The organism is Deltaproteobacteria bacterium, from assembly GCA_016210045.1.
Taxonomy (GTDB): domain Bacteria; phylum UBA10199; class UBA10199.
In genome coordinates, this window is sequence record JACQUX010000037.1 from 18,515 (window position 1) to 35,991 (window position 17,477).

The 17,477-nt window shown below is 58.4% G+C and carries 19 protein-coding genes and 1 tRNA gene; 8 read left to right on the forward strand and 12 right to left on the reverse strand.

The window, feature by feature from the left end; translation table 11 throughout:
• Window positions 1-11: 11 nt before the first annotated feature.
• From sufB to HY696_10380, 7 genes are all read left to right on the forward strand, one after another.
• Complete coding sequence (sufB, locus tag HY696_10350) at window positions 12-2,657, forward strand: Fe-S cluster assembly protein SufB (GenBank protein MBI4238795.1); 2,646 nt, start codon at window positions 12-14, stop codon at window positions 2,655-2,657.
• A gap of 12 nt (window positions 2,658-2,669) precedes the next feature.
• Window positions 2,670-3,950, forward strand: coding sequence for a Fe-S cluster assembly protein SufD (sufD, locus tag HY696_10355; protein ID MBI4238796.1), 1,281 nt, complete (start codon window positions 2,670-2,672; stop codon window positions 3,948-3,950).
• A gap of 5 nt (window positions 3,951-3,955) precedes the next feature.
• On the forward strand, window positions 3,956-4,270 hold the full coding sequence (locus HY696_10360; protein MBI4238797.1) for a non-heme iron oxygenase ferredoxin subunit: 315 nt from the start codon (window positions 3,956-3,958) through the stop codon (window positions 4,268-4,270).
• Window positions 4,251-5,522, forward strand: a complete 1,272-nt coding sequence (locus tag HY696_10365; protein ID MBI4238798.1) for a cysteine desulfurase — start codon at window positions 4,251-4,253, stop codon at window positions 5,520-5,522. The genes HY696_10360 and HY696_10365 overlap by 20 nt, the downstream gene beginning before the upstream one ends.
• A 132-nt stretch (window positions 5,523-5,654) precedes the next feature.
• Window positions 5,655-6,119 carry an SUF system NifU family Fe-S cluster assembly protein gene (locus tag HY696_10370; protein ID MBI4238799.1) on the forward strand — a complete coding sequence of 155 codons (465 nt, stop codon included), beginning with the start codon at window positions 5,655-5,657 and terminating at the stop codon, window positions 6,117-6,119.
• Window positions 6,076-6,486: a metal-sulfur cluster assembly factor gene (locus tag HY696_10375; GenBank protein ID MBI4238800.1), complete on the forward strand. Its 411-nt coding sequence runs from the start codon at window positions 6,076-6,078 to the stop codon at window positions 6,484-6,486. Before HY696_10370 ends, HY696_10375 begins: the two co-directional genes overlap by 44 nt.
• A gap of 11 nt (window positions 6,487-6,497) precedes the next feature.
• Window positions 6,498-7,598, forward strand: coding sequence for an Mrp/NBP35 family ATP-binding protein (locus HY696_10380; protein MBI4238801.1), 1,101 nt, complete (start codon window positions 6,498-6,500; stop codon window positions 7,596-7,598).
• Between the two features lie 7 nt (window positions 7,599-7,605).
• Here HY696_10380 and HY696_10385 read toward each other — a convergent pair whose 3' ends face one another.
• From HY696_10385 to HY696_10395, 3 genes are read right to left on the reverse strand one after another with little or no spacing between them, the layout of a single operon-like run.
• A complete protein-coding gene (locus HY696_10385; GenBank protein ID MBI4238802.1) occupies window positions 7,606-9,621 on the reverse strand; it encodes a beta-propeller domain-containing protein in 2,016 nt (671 codons plus the stop codon).
• Between the two features lie 12 nt (window positions 9,622-9,633).
• A complete protein-coding gene (locus HY696_10390) occupies window positions 9,634-10,143 on the reverse strand; it encodes a hypothetical protein (GenBank protein ID MBI4238803.1) in 510 nt (169 codons plus the stop codon).
• Window positions 10,133-10,978: a TIGR02147 family protein gene (locus HY696_10395; GenBank protein ID MBI4238804.1), complete on the reverse strand. Its 846-nt coding sequence runs from the start codon at window positions 10,976-10,978 to the stop codon at window positions 10,133-10,135. Before HY696_10395 ends, HY696_10390 begins: the two co-directional genes overlap by 11 nt.
• Before the next feature lie 250 nt (window positions 10,979-11,228).
• Here HY696_10395 and HY696_10400 point away from each other — a divergent pair, with 250 nt between their 5' ends.
• Window positions 11,229-11,978 (forward strand): TerC family protein, encoded by a 750-nt coding sequence (locus HY696_10400; protein MBI4238805.1) that lies wholly within the window; start codon window positions 11,229-11,231, stop codon window positions 11,976-11,978.
• Between the two features lie 8 nt (window positions 11,979-11,986).
• Here HY696_10400 and HY696_10405 read toward each other — a convergent pair whose 3' ends face one another.
• The 9 genes from HY696_10405 to HY696_10445 form a co-directional block, all read right to left on the reverse strand.
• Window positions 11,987-12,322, reverse strand: coding sequence for a hypothetical protein (locus HY696_10405; GenBank protein MBI4238806.1), 336 nt, complete (start codon window positions 12,320-12,322; stop codon window positions 11,987-11,989).
• Window positions 12,323-12,376: 54 nt separating this feature from the next.
• Complete coding sequence (locus HY696_10410) at window positions 12,377-13,090, reverse strand: hypothetical protein (protein ID MBI4238807.1); 714 nt, start codon at window positions 13,088-13,090, stop codon at window positions 12,377-12,379.
• A 31-nt stretch (window positions 13,091-13,121) separates the two neighbouring features.
• On the reverse strand, window positions 13,122-13,991 hold the full coding sequence (locus tag HY696_10415; GenBank protein ID MBI4238808.1) for a hypothetical protein: 870 nt from the start codon (window positions 13,989-13,991) through the stop codon (window positions 13,122-13,124).
• The gene (locus tag HY696_10420) at window positions 13,988-14,734 is read right to left on the reverse strand and encodes a class II glutamine amidotransferase (GenBank protein MBI4238809.1); all 747 of its coding nucleotides are present in this window, start codon (window positions 14,732-14,734) and stop codon (window positions 13,988-13,990) included. Before HY696_10420 ends, HY696_10415 begins: the two co-directional genes overlap by 4 nt.
• A gap of 44 nt (window positions 14,735-14,778) precedes the next feature.
• A complete protein-coding gene (locus HY696_10425) occupies window positions 14,779-15,180 on the reverse strand; it encodes an ectoine synthase (protein MBI4238810.1) in 402 nt (133 codons plus the stop codon).
• On the reverse strand, window positions 15,167-16,051 hold the full coding sequence (locus HY696_10430) for a DUF1749 domain-containing protein (GenBank protein MBI4238811.1): 885 nt from the start codon (window positions 16,049-16,051) through the stop codon (window positions 15,167-15,169). The genes HY696_10425 and HY696_10430 overlap by 14 nt, the downstream gene beginning before the upstream one ends.
• A gap of 197 nt (window positions 16,052-16,248) precedes the next feature.
• Window positions 16,249-16,743, reverse strand: a complete 495-nt coding sequence (locus HY696_10435) for an N-acetyltransferase (protein MBI4238812.1) — start codon at window positions 16,741-16,743, stop codon at window positions 16,249-16,251.
• Window positions 16,744-16,750: 7 nt separating this feature from the next.
• The gene (locus HY696_10440; protein MBI4238813.1) at window positions 16,751-17,119 is read right to left on the reverse strand and encodes a four helix bundle protein; all 369 of its coding nucleotides are present in this window, start codon (window positions 17,117-17,119) and stop codon (window positions 16,751-16,753) included.
• Window positions 17,120-17,373: 254 nt separating this feature from the next.
• Window positions 17,374-17,447, reverse strand: a tRNA-Arg gene (locus tag HY696_10445).
• Window positions 17,448-17,477: the final 30 nt, after the last annotated feature.

Sequence of the window (17,477 nt, forward strand, 5' to 3'; positions counted from 1 at the left end):
GCGGGGTTTATATGGAAAATGCTGGCATTGCCGAAATCGGCAATAATTATGACACCCAGTACGGTTTTCACGATCCGGAAAACTATAAGTTTAAGTCGCGGCCGGGCCTGACGCGCGAATTGGTCGCGGAAATTTCCGCGTTCAAAGACGAACCCACCTGGATGCGGGATTTCCGCCTGAAGGCCTACGACATCTTCATGGCCAAACCGATGCCGACCTGGGGCAATTGCGACCTGATCAACCAAATCCGCTTCGACGACATCCACTATTATGTCCGCCCCACCGATCGGCAGGAACAGAATTGGGACGACGTCCCGGCCGACATCCGCAAGACCTTCGATCGTCTCGGCATTCCGGAAGCGGAGCGCAAATTCTTGGCGGGCGTCACCGCACAGTATGAGTGCTTGACCGGTGACACGTTGGTCATGGCCAATCCATCCGCAGTCCCAATCCAAGAGGTCGAACCGGGCATGCACGTCTATTCGTGGGACGAAACGACACGCCGGATCGTCAAACAGCGGGTGTTAGGCGTGGCGAAAAAAGGGAAGCGGCCCGTATTTGCGCTGAATGTGGGTGGGAGAAAAATCCGCTGCACCGCAAATCACCCCTTGTTCGCACTCAATTATCAGAAGGCACCGGACCGACAGCGAGGACGGTTTTCGACCGGTTGGCGCTACCTCTCGGAGCTCGCGGTTGGCGATTACGTGGCCGTCGTCAAGCAACTGCCCGACACCGGCAAGCCCTACACCCTGCCGAAGGTCTCTCTGGAATGCAGCTTTGTCGGACGCAATCACCTGGGCAGTTTCACCGTGCGAACCGACCGAATGTATCATCGTAACCAGTCGGCGTTGCGGCTCCCTGCGGAAACAACCACGGCGCTGCTTTGGCTGCTCGGTCTCTATATCGGCGATGGATTCCTTCACCGCTCCCGTCGTGGGCAACAAAAAAACATCCTGGCCTTTGCGATACCGCAACAAGAAGTCGAGATGCGGGCCCGCCTGAAGGCATTCCTCGATGAGGTATTCGGCTATGTCATCGATTACGGTCGCGACACGGATCGCGCCCGGATCCACTCGATTCCCATCGTCCGGTTCTTCGCGGCGATCGGCCTTGAAGCCAATGCCCACACGAAACGGCTTCCCCAATGGATCTTCAGTCTCCCGCACGCACAGAAATTAGCGTTCATCGCCGGCTACATCGATTCGGATGGTTACCTCCGTTCCGACGCCACCAATTGCGATGCCGTCATCACGAGTGTCAATGAACCGCTACTCAAACAAGTACAACTGCTCGCCATTACCTGTGGGCTGCACGCGGCAGGGCCGTATCCATTCTCCTCACGGCAGGAATGGAAAGGGAAGATCACGCAGCGTACGGGATATCGTTTGCTCTGCACGGGGGACCTGCAACCGCTGGTCCCGTACTCGGTGAAAGTCGCCAAGGGCTACGTTCCACGCCGCTACAGCCACGATTTCGGATCGGCCCACGGATCGCCCATCGATACCCATACGACCGATGAAATGGGTTTTAGTCGTATTCGCAGCATCGAACCGGATGGCGAGGAAGAAGTCTACGATATCGAAGTCGAGGGCGTGCATAATTTCGTCGCGCAGGGGATCATCGTCCACAATTCTGAAGTGGTCTATCACTCCATTCAAAAGGAACTGGAAGCGCAAGGCGTCATCTTCTTGAGCATGGACGATGGCCTGAAACAGCATCCGGATTTAGTGAAAAAATATTTCGCGACCGTCATTCCGGCGGCGGACAACAAATTCGCCGCGCTCAATTCGGCCGCGTGGAGCGGTGGGAGTTTTATTTACGTCCCAAAAAATACCCATGTCGGTATTCCGCTGCAGGCGTACTTTCGGATCAACACGAAAAACATGGGCCAGTTCGAACGCACGCTGATCATTTGCGACGAAGGCAGTTCGGTACACTACATCGAAGGCTGCACCGCCCCGACGTACAGCAGCGACTCGCTCCACTCGGCAGTCGTCGAATTGATTGCGCTGCCGGGCGCGAAGTTGCGCTACACCACGATCCAAAACTGGTCGAAGAACGTCTACAACTTGGTCACGAAGCGGGCGGTCGCGTATCGCGACGCGACCGTGCAGTGGGTCGATGGGAATCTCGGTTCGAAACTCACGATGAAATTTCCGGCGGTCTACCTGATGGAGCCGGGCGCGCACGGCGAGGTCCTCTCGATCGCATTCGCCGGCGACGGCCAACATCAAGATGCCGGCGCGAAGATGATCCACGTCGCTCCGCACACTAGTTCGATCGTCACGTCGAAATCGATTTCAAAGGGAACCGGACGGACGTCGTATCGTGGTTTAGTGAAAGTGCAGTCGGGCGCCACCGGGGTGAAGTGCAACGTCGTCTGCGACGCGTTGCTGTTGGATGCCGCGGCGCGCTCCGACACCTATCCCACGATGGAAATCGACGAATCGAACGTGCAGATCGGTCACGAGGCCTCGGTCTCGAAAGTGGGCGAAGAACAACTCTACTATTTACAGAGCCGTGGACTTTCGCAAGCGGCCGCCACGTTGATGATCGTCAATGGCTTCATCGAGCCATTCGTCAAAGAGCTGCCGCTGGAATATGCCGTGGAACTCAATCGATTGATCGCATTGGAAATGGAAGGGTCGGTTGGGTAGAGAGGCGCAGGTATGCATACAGCAGTGACACAATTAGCGACCGATGCGATCGGGCGCTGGTCGGCGGCGCGCGGGGAACCGGCGTGGCTGACGGCACAACGGACCCAGTGTTGGGAGCAGTTCCAACAACTCCCGGTCCCACCGAAAACCGACGAGGCGTGGAAGTACACGGATTTGGAACGACTCAGTGGTTGGGATCGCACCACGTGGGCGACCAGCAGCAATCCGACAGCTGCCATTTCCACGGACGCGGCTAATGTGGCGGCCGGCATCATTTACACCGACCTCGCCACGGCACTCGCGCGGCATGCGGATCTGCTCACTCCATATCTTGCCACACACAACGACGGGGCCGCCCCGCGGCGCGCCTTTTCCGGACTCTCGGGACACCCGTATCAAGGACAACGGTACCTCAGCCAACAAGAAGCGCTCTGGGATCGCGGCTATCTGCTCTACATTCCGGACGGCGTCACGGCGGCCGTGCCCTTTCATACAACGACCTGCGTTGACACCGACGGCTCGGCGATTTTTCCGCGCACCATCGTGATCCTCGGCGAAAACGCCGCGGCCATTTGCGTGGATGAATATGCTGCTGCCGACGGCCTCCGCACCACGGTCAACAGTTGTCACGCGCGCAGCGAGCTCTATCTCGGCGCCGGAAGTCGTCTCCACTACGTCACAGTCCAGCACTGGCACGAAAGTATGCGGCATCTAGTGCATCAACACGCCACCGTCGCCCGCGATGCCCATTTTACGTCGACCACGATCACGCTCGGTGGGCAGATGAGCAAAGGGATTATCGAATCTGCACTTACGGCACCCGGCGCAGAGAGTCTCCTCTTCGGAATCGCCTTCGGCAACGGCACGCAACACTTCGATCACCACACGTTGCAAACCCATTTGGCCCCAAACACGCACAGTGACTTACTGTACAAGACAGCGCTCAAAGGGCACGCGCGCTCCATTTATACCGGACTCATCCGCATGACGCCGGCGGCCCAACAGAGTCAGGCGTATCAAGCAAATCGTAACTTGCTGCTCGCGCCAGGAACGCAAGCCTCGGCCATTCCGCAATTAGAAATCGAGGCCAACGACGTAAAGTGTTCGCACGGCGCAACGATCGGCCCGATCGACGAAGACCAATGTTACTATCTGCGCTCGCGCGGATTCACACGCGGCGAAGCGGAATCGATGATCGTTGGCGGATTTTTTGAAGACCTCTTAGTCCGGATCCCGGATGAACACGTGCGCGATGTCGTACGCGCGGCCATCGGAAAGCAACTCGAAGGATAAGCGCTATGGCCTCCTGGATTGAAATCGCTCCCGCAGAGACCCTTGTCGAAGGGAAATCGACGTGCACGACCTGCGGAGACAAACAGATCGTCGTGGCTAAATTGCAGGGCGCGTATTACGCCTTCGATAATCTTTGCAGCCACGCGGAAGGATACTTAGCGGACGGATGGTTCGAAGGGTTCGAAGTCGAGTGTCCGCTCCATGGCGCCCGCTTCGACGTTCGCTCCGGCGCTGCCAAGTGTCTCCCAGCCACGGCACCGATTGCGACCTATCCGGTCAAACTGGAAGCGGGCATCCTCTATGTCGACATTGGAGCGTGACATCGCCGCCATCCGGGCGGACTTTCCCATCTTGCAGACGACCGTGCGCGGTCATCCGCTCGTCTATCTGGACAACGCCGCAACGACACAAAAACCGCAAGCCGTGCTCGATGCACTGACGCAGTATTACCAAACCAGCAATGCGAACATTCATCGCGGCCTCCATTTTCTGGCCGAGACGGCCACCGCAGCCTACGAGGCCGTGCGCACGCAAGTGCAACAATTCATTCATGCGCCGTCACCGCGCGAGATTATTTTTACCCGCAATGCCACCGAAGCGCTCAACCTCGTCGCCCACAGTTACGGACGCACGCATCTCGAAGCCGGCGACGAAATTCTCCTCACCGAAATGGAGCACCACAGCAACCTCATCCCATGGCAATTGTTGGCGCAAGAACGCGGCGCCGTGCTGCGCTTTGTTCCGGTCACACCGAGCGGTGGCTTGCAGATCGAACACTTCGACCGATTGCTGACTCCGCGCACCAAAATCGTCGCCTTCAGCATGCTCTCGAACGTGCTCGGCATTGCGCCACCGGTCGCGGAGTGGTGCCGGCGGGCACATGCGGTCGGCGCCGTCAGTGTCGTCGACGGCGCCCAAGGCGTGGCGCACGGACCGACGGACGTTCAAGCCCTCGATTGCGATTTCCTGGCGTTTTCCGCGCACAAAATGTGCGGTCCCACCGGCGTCGGCGTGTTGTACGGCAAATCCGCGCTGTTGGAAGCGATGCCGCCGTTCCTCGGTGGCGGCGAAATGATCGCTACCGTCGATTGGACACGCGCCACGTGGGCCGACATCCCGCACAAGTTCGAGGCCGGAACACCGAACATCGCCGATGTAATCGCGTTCGGCGCGGCAATCCACTATCTCCAACAATTGGGCATGGAACGGATCGCCGCATATGAAGCGGAACTTACGCATTACGCGTACGAACAACTTGCCGCGCAACCGGACGTCACGCTATACGGGCCGCCGTGGCGCGAGCGACAAGGGAGCGTGTTGACCTTCAATGTGCAGGACATTCACCCGCACGACTTAAGCCAGGCGCTCGATTTTGAAGGGATCGCCACTCGGGCCGGTCACCATTGCACCCAACCGCTGATGCAGCGCCTTGGGCTCATGGCCACGGCGCGCGCCAGTTTTTCGTTCTATAACACCCGCGCCGAAGTCGATCGTCTCGTCGCCGCATTGGACGTAGCGCGCAAATTTTTCCACCGGAGAACCTTTAATAGTTTAATTTGTCGGGGACCTTGAAGAATGCCCCAGATGCTAGGCGCCCGGCCAGCCGCGACCGGAGCGTACATGGTAGTACGTGAGGATCGCGGCTGGTCGGGCAACGACGCAGATGGGGTATGCTGCAAGGTCCCCACAGGACGGAGTTGATGTATGGACGGGCTCAATGAACTCTATCGCGAAGTGATCCTCGACCATTATCAGAACCCGCGCCATCAGGGGACGCTGCCAACACCAACGATCACTGCCGAGGGAAAAAATCCGCTCTGTGGCGATGAGCTCACGCTTCAGCTCGAGGTCGAGGACGGGAAAATCACTGCCGTGGCGTGGAACGGCCATGGTTGCTCGATCAGCATGGCCTCCGCGTCGATGTTGGCGGAGCAACTGCTCGGCAAACCGATGGCGGCTGTCATGACACTGCAACAGGCCGTGATGCAGTTCCTGCGCGGAGCATCGGTCCCGTCGGGAACGGACCTTGGTGATTTGGAAGTGTTGGAAGGGGTGCGCAAGTTTCCGGTGCGGATCAAATGCGCGCTCCTCCCGTGGACCACGCTTCAGGAAGGATGTAAACACTATGACGGACACACCACCCACGCCAGCTACACCGAACGCGACTGACACGGCGACACCAACTCCCGCGGTCGCAGCATCGGCACCAACGGCTGTCGCCACGGGGGCACTGCCCGAACCCGCGCAACTGCTCGACGCCATTCGCCCCGTGATCGACCCGGAGATCGGGATCTCGGTCGTGGACCTCGGCCTGATTTATCAAACCCGCATGGTCGAAAATAATACCGCCCATGTCCTGATGACACTGACCAGCCCGATGTGTCCGCTCGGTCCCGAAATCATGAACGGCATTCACGCGGCCGTGGCAACCGTCCCCGGCGTGCAAGAGGTCAAAGTCGAACTCACGTTTAATCCGCCGTGGGACCCCCGCACCATGGCCAACGACGACACCAAGTTATTACTTGGAATCTTCTAAAGGAGCATTCAATGATCACTGAAGAACAAGTCTTGAACTCGCTGCGCACCATCCAAGATCCGGATCTGCACCAAGACATCGTCACGTTGGGATTCATCCAAAACCTCACGATCGACGGCGGACGCGTGAGCTTCACGATCAATCTCACGACACCGGCCTGCCCGGTACGTGAACAGTTCAAGCGCGCTGCGACCGACGCCGTCAAAACGATCGCGGGCGTCACCGACGTAGCCATTCAGATGACCGCCACGGTGCGTGGCACTGGCCGCGCGCCGGAGCAGACGGCGTTGCCGGGCGTGAAGCACATCATCGCGATCGCCAGCGGCAAAGGCGGCGTCGGGAAATCCACGCTGGCCAGCAATTTGGCGTGTGCACTGCAACAGACTGGCGCCACGGTTGGCTTACTGGACGCGGACATCTACGGCCCGAGCCAACCCAAAATGTTAGGCACGCTCAATCCGCCGCTCAGCACAACTGAAGACAATCAGATCATTCCGTGGAACCAGTACGGGATCAAAATGATGTCGATGGGATTCATCGTCGACGACACTACGCCGGTCATTTGGCGCGGCCCGATGGTCCACAACATCCTGACCCAATTCGTCCGCCAAGTGGCGTGGGGCGCGCTGGATTACTTGCTGATCGACTTGCCGCCGGGAACCGGCGATGCCCAACTCACGATTACTCAGACCGTGCCGCTCACCGGCGCCGTGATTGTCACGACGCCGCAGGAAGTGAGCATCCAGATCGCGTGTAAGGGATTGCGGATGTTCAGCGAGGTCCACGTCCCGGTGCTCGGTATGGTCGAAAACATGAGCTACTTCCTCTGCGGCCACTGCAACGAGCGCAGTCCGATCTTCCGTCACGGTGGAACGCGCAAGGCCTGTGAGCTACACGGCGTGCCGTTCCTCGGCGAAGTCCCGATCGACGCGACCGTCACGCTCGATGGCGACGAAGGCAAGCCAACGGTGCTGGCGCATCCCGACTCCGCCTCCGCCGCCAGTTACCGAGCCATTGCCGGACAATTGGCCGCCCAACTCAGCATCCTCACAGCGCGTAGCGCCACCGGCACCGAACAGCCCGCAACCTCCGGCTGTTGCGGCGGCCATTAACACGCGCTCACAGCTCATACCCACCATATGAGGGAGTCGCCGGCCACTCGATCTTGCCGAGGCTCTGCAAGCCATCGTCGGCCGTGTAGAGTTCCGCATTGCCGGCCCGCAACACCAGCACGCCCAGTTGGGATTCGTCGCCAAGAATGACGCTGCGCTGAATCGATCCGCCCGCATACCAGGCCTGTGACGCCGTTGTCGGATCTTGAATCGTTCCCGTGAGCTCGAAACCGCGCTCCGCCGAGACGCGATAGAGATGCAATCCGCTGTAAGCGAATTCTCCAAATGCACTGCCGGAGCCGCTCTCCCCTTCATATAAATCGATCGGCAGCGCGAGCAAATGGCGTGTCGGATCATACGTAAAGGCCAGATGCTGCGTGAGCGCCGGCGAATCGGTGCCACGGCCGCCGATTACCAACGATTGCAGCTCGCGCGGCGCGGTCGGTTCGGCAACATCGAACAGCGACAACTTGACGCCTTGAAACCAAGCAAACGTCCCTTGATCGTCGGCGTCTTTGCCGAGTCCGATCAGACGCGCGGCATCGAATGCGTGCAGATACGTGGAAAATCCCGGGACCTTCAATTCGCCCACCACGCGCGGCGCGGCCGGATCGTGCAAATCCAACACAAAGAGCGGATCGATCTTCTTGAACGTCACGACATAGCCCATCGGACCGATGAAACGAACGGCGTAAATCTGCTCGCCGTTCGCCAAGCCTTCCACGCGGCCACGCGGCGCCATCGCCTGCGTGTCGAACGTATACACATTGCTCACCGATCCGCTGCCGCTATTGCGACCCACGTGTCCGGCGGTTGTCGCCACGCGCAATGTCCCGTCGTATTCGCTCATCGCAAACTGATTCAACAGATGCCCGTCCACCGTGGCCGTTCCGATGTAATATGGTGTGGCCGCATCGACACCGAAGGCATGGATCGGCGTCGTCTCTTCCGTGTCGGCATCGTCCCACCACCCGCCGTGCTGATACTCGGCGATATACACGGCACGATCGGAGACGTAGACATTGGCCCCATATCCGACGACCGCCGCCGCAACATCCGCATCCACTCCCGACCGCAAATCCGCATTCAGCACGAACAGGACGTTTTGCCCCGTTCCACCGCCACGATAGAATGCGCTCACGGTTTCGATCGACGCGACGGCCGCTCCGCGCCGAGACACCACGTGCGGCAACAGATCGCTTGCCGTCAACGCCGCGAGCGCCGCACGACGCGCTTGCCGTTCGGCGGCGACGCGTTTTTCGCAATCCACCGCATAGGGATTGAAATCTTCATCGCCGCGCGGCAATTGCAATGCCGCATTGAGGGCGAACACGACCCGCTCCCCGATCCGTCGCATCGCCAGTTGCGTCCCTTCATAATATGCCTCGCGCCGAATGAGCGGCGCGGCAGGATTGCGAATATCGATGAACGTCAGCTTGACGATCGGATGATAGGACAGCGCAGATGACGGCTGCACAACCGCATCAGGAAATTTTGGCACCGAAGAAATGACGACCATGGCATCCTGCGTCGCCACCATGCCGCGTGGTTGGCCTTCAAGCGCCAACTCCTGGACCGCGCCAAAGCGGGCAAACGGCCAAACGCGGATTACGCGCAGCGTCGTCCCGGTCAGCAGATACGCATGCTCCCCACGCACTTTAATGGTGTCGGCCTCTTCGACTTGCGCCTCCTGGTTATTCGTATCCGTAAACGTAAAGGCCGAGGCAGCTCCGGCACCGTCACTCTCGCCCGGTGCCGCGCTGACGGATGGCGCGGGGGAGTCCGCCATCATCTCCACGGCCGTGATACATGTGACTTCTTGGTCGATCGCGACTCCGGCCTGTTCGCGCAGATACACCGTCAACGATTCGCCGGCGACCGGTTGCAACACGCCGGCCTTGCCGCGGACCGGCGGCAGCGGACCGCCACTGCTACTACTCCCACCGCCCCCAACCCCATTCTCACTGCATGCCACGGTCGTCATCACGACCAAGCCCAATATCCAGCCTTTACCGCGCCACATACAAAACTCCTTTCACTTCACTGATTGCTGTTCAAACATTGCGACACACTGCTCGGTCACACCGGATTGCAACGTTGTGCACTCGAATTGCAGAATCGTATCGACCAACGTCCCGACACAACTCACCATCAACGATGCACTGCTCCCCGCCAATTCGATCTCCCCGTTCCGCACGCGTCCGCCGAGCGAATTGGAAAAACCAGGGAAGGCAAAGAATCCTTCGAGCACAATCCGATCCGCCGTCGCGCCGGCACTGATCGTAAACGGAGGAGTCCCCACCGGACAGGTCGCCACTTGAACCACGTTCGCGACCGGCGCTTCGCCACCACTGTCCAACATCGGTTCACTCAATTCCGGCACGGCATAGGTCCCGAGGAAATCGCTGACGGTTTCCGTGGAAACCGGCGCCGGACTCTGTGCCGCAGGCAATTGCCCGTCGCCCGGATTCCCGACATCGGTCCCGGAACCACAGGCGCCGAGCCACAACGCACTCCAGAGGATGAGCACGAATCTATTTTTCATGGCGACCCCCTTCTTTCAGATCGGTATGACCAAACAGTTGGATGTTCAGTTGATACACAGCAGTCGGCTGTTCATCGCCCTGCGAGAGGAGATTCAATGCCACTTTGCGAAAGTCACGGATCGCAGTCTTCAACATCTTGAGCTGTTTGGTGTTCAGCGCGATCGTCAGCGCGCCGAATTCGCGCTGCGCCTCGGTCTGGGTTTGCAGGGCGCGCTTGGCCCGTTCCATCATTTGTTGATGATAGTGATAGCTCGCGGCCGATCGCGCGACATCGCCCGTCGTCAAATGCCGCTCCGCCGGCTGCAGATGCCCATCGTCGTTGCAAATCAGCAGGCCGAGTCGCTGCAAACAATCGAGCGCCTCGCGTGCCTGCGATGCGGTGATCTCATACCGTAAACGTTTCGCGATCCATTCCGGATCCTCACGAAATCCCGGCAGCGTCGTCAAGTCCTGGATGACCGGATAATACCAACGCGTCAGGAATTCATACTGCTCTTGGGCCAGCGTGACGGCCTGACAATATTCCGGGAACTCCAACAGCCGTTGATAATAGCCATTCTGCTCTTCGGGGTCCTTCGCTTGATTAAAGTGCACTAAGACCTCGAAGAATAGACGCTCACGACGGCGCAGCTTGAACGCGCCAGCAAACCGATGGATGCTCTCTTGGGAGAGATTGCGTTTCCCTTCGATCACGAGTTGGAGAAAGTTCGGCGACGCAAACCCAGCGCGCCGTGCGAAATAGCGATACGAGCAAACGGGATTGGCCCGCTTGGCCGCCAAATACGCGTCCCGCAAATAGGCCCGATAATCGGTATAGGCATAGAGTGACGACATAGACGACCTGGCTCCTAGTGTAGGTATCGGTCGCCGACCAGACCAAGTTGCGAAAAATCGCCGATATCCGTATTCTTTTAGAATACGAGCTCAATACCGATCAACCGATAACATATTGTTATTATTTATATAGTTGCCACAACACACGCCGACGGAGCAAAAAAATCCGCCTGCGCTGGCCGGCGAATAGAATACGGCTCGGCAAAGAATTCTAGCCAGTTTCAGAGTGATCCGATAAGAGAGGCGCCGCATGGTGTGGTCAGACATCGTCACGATCAGCTCGTTAGTCCTGCTCGAAGGCCTACTCAGTGCCGACAACGCGTTAGTCCTCGCGCTGTTAGTCCGCCATCTCCCGGCCGCACAGCGGCGCCGCGCATTGCGGTATGGGCTGCTTGGCGCATTCGGCTTCCGGTTCCTCTTCCTGCTCGTGGCCTCTTGGCTGATCACCGCGTGGTATTGCAAGGTGATCGGAGCCGCGTATCTCCTCTATATCGGGCTCAAGCACATCGTGGGCGAGAGCCAGACCGAAGAGGCGCGCCATATGCGGCCAATGGGATTTTGGCGGACCGTCGTCGTGGTCGAACTGACCGATGTCGCGTTCTCCATCGACTCGATCTTAGCAGCCGTCGCCCTCTCCAATAAATTGTGGGTCGTCTATTTAGGCGGAATCGCGGGCATCGTGACGATGCGCTTCGTCGCGGGAGGATTCCTGCAACTACTCGATCGCTTCCCGGCCTTCACCACCGGCGCTTACGTCCTGGTCACGTGGATCGGACTCAAATTACTGATCGGCGGCGCAGGCATGGCGGCACCGGTACTCGGTCCGCACGTCGGCTGGGGGGCGGAACAGATCGCCCGTTACAGCGTACATATGCCGGAAATCGTGTTTTGGAGCGGAATGGCGATTATTGTGATCAGCTGCTTACTGTGGAAACGCCCACCGCACACCAAGCATTCCGCTGTGAAAGATACCGACTCGGTCCGCAAGGCCTTCGATTAAACAACCGATCAATATTCGTTGTCGAATTCGTCGTCTTCGACTTTCGGCGTCTTCGGCTGTTTCGACCAGTCGGGGAATTGATCCGTCACGCCGGACGGTTTGGTGGCCTTCGGTGCGGCAGTGGTCGGCTGCTTCGTAGTCGGCGTCGCAGGTCGGGTGGCCGTCGGACGCCGCGCCGGTTGCGGAGCGGCTACTGGCTCGAGGTCCAGGGCGTCATCGAGTGTGTCGCTGAGGCCCGTCTTCGGTAATTGACTATCTTTTGGAGTCGCATTGACGGTCGAGAGGGACAACAACGCGCTGACCGTAACGCCGGTAATGATTGCCAATGCTCGGTTCAGTTGCATGACTCCTCCTTTGTGTTAGCCGACGCAGGTTCATACGCCGACCGCCGCACCATGTCAACCGCCAACTCCCGGGTTTTCCACTTGTTGGCGGATCGCATGGAAGAGCTTCGTCACGGCACTTTTTACCCCGATCTTGAGCAAACGCAGCACCAGCCCCCGGCGGGCCGTGACCTCAAAGTGGTACGTTCCCAATGTCTGTTGTGGGTCCCCCGGATAGGGCTCTAACACCCAATATCCTTTGGAGCCCGGTTCATTCGGGTCGTAGACCTTCTCCCAAGAGACGCGATAACGATGTTGTGCGGCCTGCGAGGCGTCGAAGTGATAGCGACGCGCCACCCATTCGTTACTGATCGGCCACGGGAGATCGAAGGCCTCATAGCTGGTGCGCGTAGCAATCCCGGTCGGCGGCGGCGCCGGCATGGTACCGGGAAAGCGATTCCGCAGCGCCTGAAAAAAAGCGAGATCTTTCGTCGCGTCGCGGGGGATTGCTTTTGCGGCCGCCTCGCTGAAGAAGTACGACTCCGTCACCATCGGCATCCACTGCGACCAACGATTGAGATTGGCCACGGCGCGCCACACGACTTCCGGTGGCGCTGCGACCTTGCCCCGGACATGAATCGTCCCCATCGCGGCTTCCGCGGGAAAGGAGATCTGCATCTCCAGACCGCCCTGATCGAGCGCCGGCTGCGTCGCGAAACTCGGCGACGCCGCGAGTACCACTCCACAACAAACGAATACCGCACAGCGTCGTAGCATTTGTATCAACATGCGACTCTATTGCCGTCACCCCATCCCGGTGTCAACCCGGGATACGATCACGTTGGTCGCAACGGACGAAGGCCGTGGGACGCCACGGGTAGCGGAGAAAGATCGACCCGAAGCTGATCGCGCTGGCACCGCGGGCACGCAGTTGGGCGATATCGGCGTATTCCCAGACGCTGGGACCAATGACCGGCGTGTGCGACGCGGCGGCCAATTTTTCAACCATCGGCCAGGTGTGCAGCTGCGCGGCTTGGCCGGAGACCCCGCCACCACCGAGCGTCGCTAATGGACTCGGGCGGTCCGGAAAGCTCACACTCCATGGCACGGAATTGATCGCCATCGCATCGATCAGCCCTTCCGAGGCTCGGGCAATGGCACAATAATCATGCGTCACCGAAAGTTTCGCAATCAGCGGCCACGGCGTGGCACTCCGCGCCGCCGTGAGCATTTCCACGGCCTGCGGGACAGCCGCCGATCCATGCGTTGAGGTGTTAGGGCAAGATAGATTGACCTCAATTGCGACCAAGCCAAACGGTTGCAGCATCGCCACCATGTCTGCACATTCGCCAGGCGACTCGGGATAAATCGAACCGATCAGGCGATACGGAAATTTCGCAACTCGCGGCCCGATCGTGCGACACCACCATTCGATTCCGGGATTCGTCAGCCCAATCGCGTTGACAGTCCCGTGCGGCAACAATCGGACGCAACGCCACGGCTGCCACCAGCGCAGATTGCCGACTCGCGGGCGGCGGGTGAGCGACTTGGTGACGATAGTGAAGCAGCGTGGGTCGAGCAACCCCAACCAGCGGAGCGGCCATTCCCACGGCCACCCGCGACCGTCAAACGCGAGCGCCCCGCTGGCGGCGACATATTCTAAGACATGGCCGTTCCGTAATGGGATCATCGGGGGAGTGGAATCAGCAGCGATTCCCCATTTTTCACGCCACGCCACGGCCCGTGCACGGCCGGGAGGACTTCCGAGCAGAGGATATGCTGCTCGCCGTCGGTCCAGTAGTGGAGCGTGTAATACGCATGTTGGACTTCCGCGGGATCGTAGTCCGGTGGGATCGGCTTTAAGACCTTGCCACTGACACGCCGATACCCCAGCACGAATTGGCCGTCGCTCATCAGACAGGTCAACGACGTATGCGGACACTGTGCGGCCACGCCGTCCAGCCACTCGGGTAAAGCACTAAGTGGTTGCCGCGCCGCCACCCAACGGCGCAGCAGATCTTCGCTATCCGTCGTGCCACAAATCGCACCATCCGTCGCGCCTAAGCGTTCCAACTCCGTGACCGTGCCGTTATGGGCGAAGAGCCACGGCCCGTGCAGGAATGGATGCACGTTTTCCAGACAGATTTTTCCGTGCGTCGCCTTGCGAAAATGGGTCACCACCAAACGCTGCACCGGATCCATCGCTTGCCGCACCGCCGCTTGAAATAAATCTAATTCATCCGCCGCATCGCCCGCCGAACGGGCCAGATGGACCGGCGCTGCATCGCCGTCGTAACACGCCACGCCCCACCCTTCAGAATGTCCGGGAGATTCCCAGGGACGGACAACACCGTTGCGCGAGAGATGATGGAAAGCAAACAGGGCTTCGCGACGGAGTGCAGGCGTTCCAACGATCGCGATCATCCGACACATGATGCGTATTTGTCATGTCGCCAACGGACGCCGCAAGCGGAATCTCACGCGCCGCCATGCTCGCTGGCGATATGACCGTCCGGGCGCTGGTGATCGTCCTCGATGCGCACGACGTCGTCCAAATGCGGGGTAGACACTTCGAGCAACCGAAGGTCCGTCACGGCCTCCAGCCGGTGCCGTTGAGGCGGCACCACGCTATAGTAATCTTGGGGACCGATCTCCAACGTCTGCAACGTCTGGGATTGCAGGTCTTCGAGAATCAAACGTCCTCGCCCGGACAGGACATAACTTGTTTCCACTTTTTCCCGATGATACTGCAGACTCAACCGTTTCCCGGCCTGCACTTCGAGAATCTTCATTGCGTAATGCGGCGACTCATGGACTAGCCACAACTCCCGCCCCCACGGCTTGCAAACGACTTTAGCGTCCCGTTCATGTAACGGCATGTGTCCTCCCAGATGCAGTGATGAACTCCACCGCGCTGCGCGCCAGCTCCGTTTCGCGATCGCGGAAACTATGGTTCGCGCCGCTGATAACCGAAACCGCGATGCGCGGCAATGCTTGCGCGAAGAAAATGCGGATCGCGGCCGCGGGCACCGGCAAGTATTCGTCGTCCGCGCCGAGCACGAGCACGGCGCGCGTGCGAGGACGTGCTAAACGCCGCCACCGCGAATCCCCAACCAAATGTGAAAACGGAAACTGATCCATCCGATTGCGCGGACCGAACAGACTCAGATAACTCGCGGCACTGATCGGCAAATATCCCAAATTTTGCACCGGCATCAGTGCATGTGGAGTACGCCGTGCCACGCGTGCCGCGAGCCGCTGCATCGCCTGAAAGCGTCGGGGACCGAGCAAGCGGCGTTGAACACCGACATCGTCGCCGGGCGCGATATACACCACACCCGCGACGCGCACGCCCCGTTGCAATGCATACGCGATCTTGTTGGCGCCGGTGCTGTGCCCCAGCAGATACACCGTCCGCACGCCGCGGGCGCGCAGACAGCGAATCGCGCCGCGGATATCATGCACGGACTCGGTGAAAATCTCATACACAGATCCGTTGTGCGGCGTCCGGCGGCCGCGCTGCGAACGCGTGCTGACCAGATCGTGTCCGCGCGTATTGATGGAAAAAAATCCGATCCGCCGTCGCACACACGCCGCCGCCAGCGCCGAAACCAACCACGACCGATATGCGTTCCCACCCAACCCATGAAGAAAAATCGCCGCCGTCCGTACCCGCCCGCCGGCAAGGAATCCGTGCAATTCCACCCCATCCGTGGCTGTAAATGGGACTATTTTGAAATGTGGCTGCATGATTCTTACCCGAAGAACGAAGAACGTGAACGAAGAACGAAATGTGGCGCTACGGAAAGCCACTCAGCAACTGAACCGCCGTAATTCGTTCACGTTCTTCGTTCGTCGTTTAAAAAGAGCTGGCGCCAAATTATTGCGCGCCCATCCTTCAGGACGTCGAACCTGTTTATTCATTGCCAAAATAAGGCATGGGTGCATTAAATGCCAATGATTTTGCTTCGATGCTCAAGCAAGAGAACGTCCCGCCATTTACCATTCATGCGACCGATTTTTTCTCGCATACCAACCTCCCGAAAACCACAATTCTTATGTAATGTTACACTTGCTATGTTTTCTGGAAAAATTCCCGCCTGAAGAGTCCAAATATTCTCTTTTTCGGATCCTTCAATCAGATTATTTAATAAGTGGCACCCTATTCCCCTACCTTGATATGAGGACGCAACATAGACGCTAACCTCGCAAACACCAGCATAAACGCACCGCTCTGAAATAGGACTCAAAGCGGCCCACCCGATCACCTTATTTTCATGTTCAACCACAAAACGACACGTATTTAAATGACAGCCATGCCATTTTTCCCATGAGGGAACTTGCTGTTCAAAAGTCGCATTTCCTGTTTGAATACCTTCCCAATATATTTGAGATACCGATAGCCAGTGTGCTTGCAATAGGGGATTAATCTTAATATTCACCTTGCCCTCATTTTTGATTTAAGTCCTCAACCGACTTTACCAGGTTGGTCAGCATTTTGGCGATAACATCGAGCTGGTCGTAGAAATCAGCGTATTGTCGTTCATCAATTAAAGATTTCCTGTGCAAAACTTGGATGATGGGAACACACTCAAAAGTGGATCCTCGCGCAATCCAAAAAAATTGGCGTTTATCGCCCTTGTGCCAGCGGCCATTACCTTCAGCAATGTTCAATGGAATGGAGAGTGCGGCGCGGGAGAGTTGGTCAATCAAACTATAAGAAGTTTTTCCTTTCAGTTTTTCACATAAGGATTCAACTGCCTCAACCCAATCAAGTGCCTTCTGATAGACCTCAAGTTTCTCAAATTGAAATGCCATTTTTGGTTTTACCCTCTATTTTCTATCAACTATTTTCCATTTTCTCGACTTTTCGCCCCCCAATACAGCACAGAACTTCTGAAAATAGAAGAATGGAAAGTAGAAAATGGAGGACGACTTTTCTGCGAAAAGTCGTTGCGCGCCCGATACGATTCGAACGTACGACCGCAGCGCAAGGCAAACGACGTCCGGTGGACGTCGGCAAACTTGCGCTGCTGATGAAATCGCGGCGCGGCGCTAGTCTAGCAGCTCAGCGCGCCCGGCGCGATTCGAACGCACGACCCTCAGCTTCGGAGGCTGATGCTCTATCCAGCTGAGCTACGGGCGCGCTGGGCTGCTAGGCGATTTCGTTTTCAAT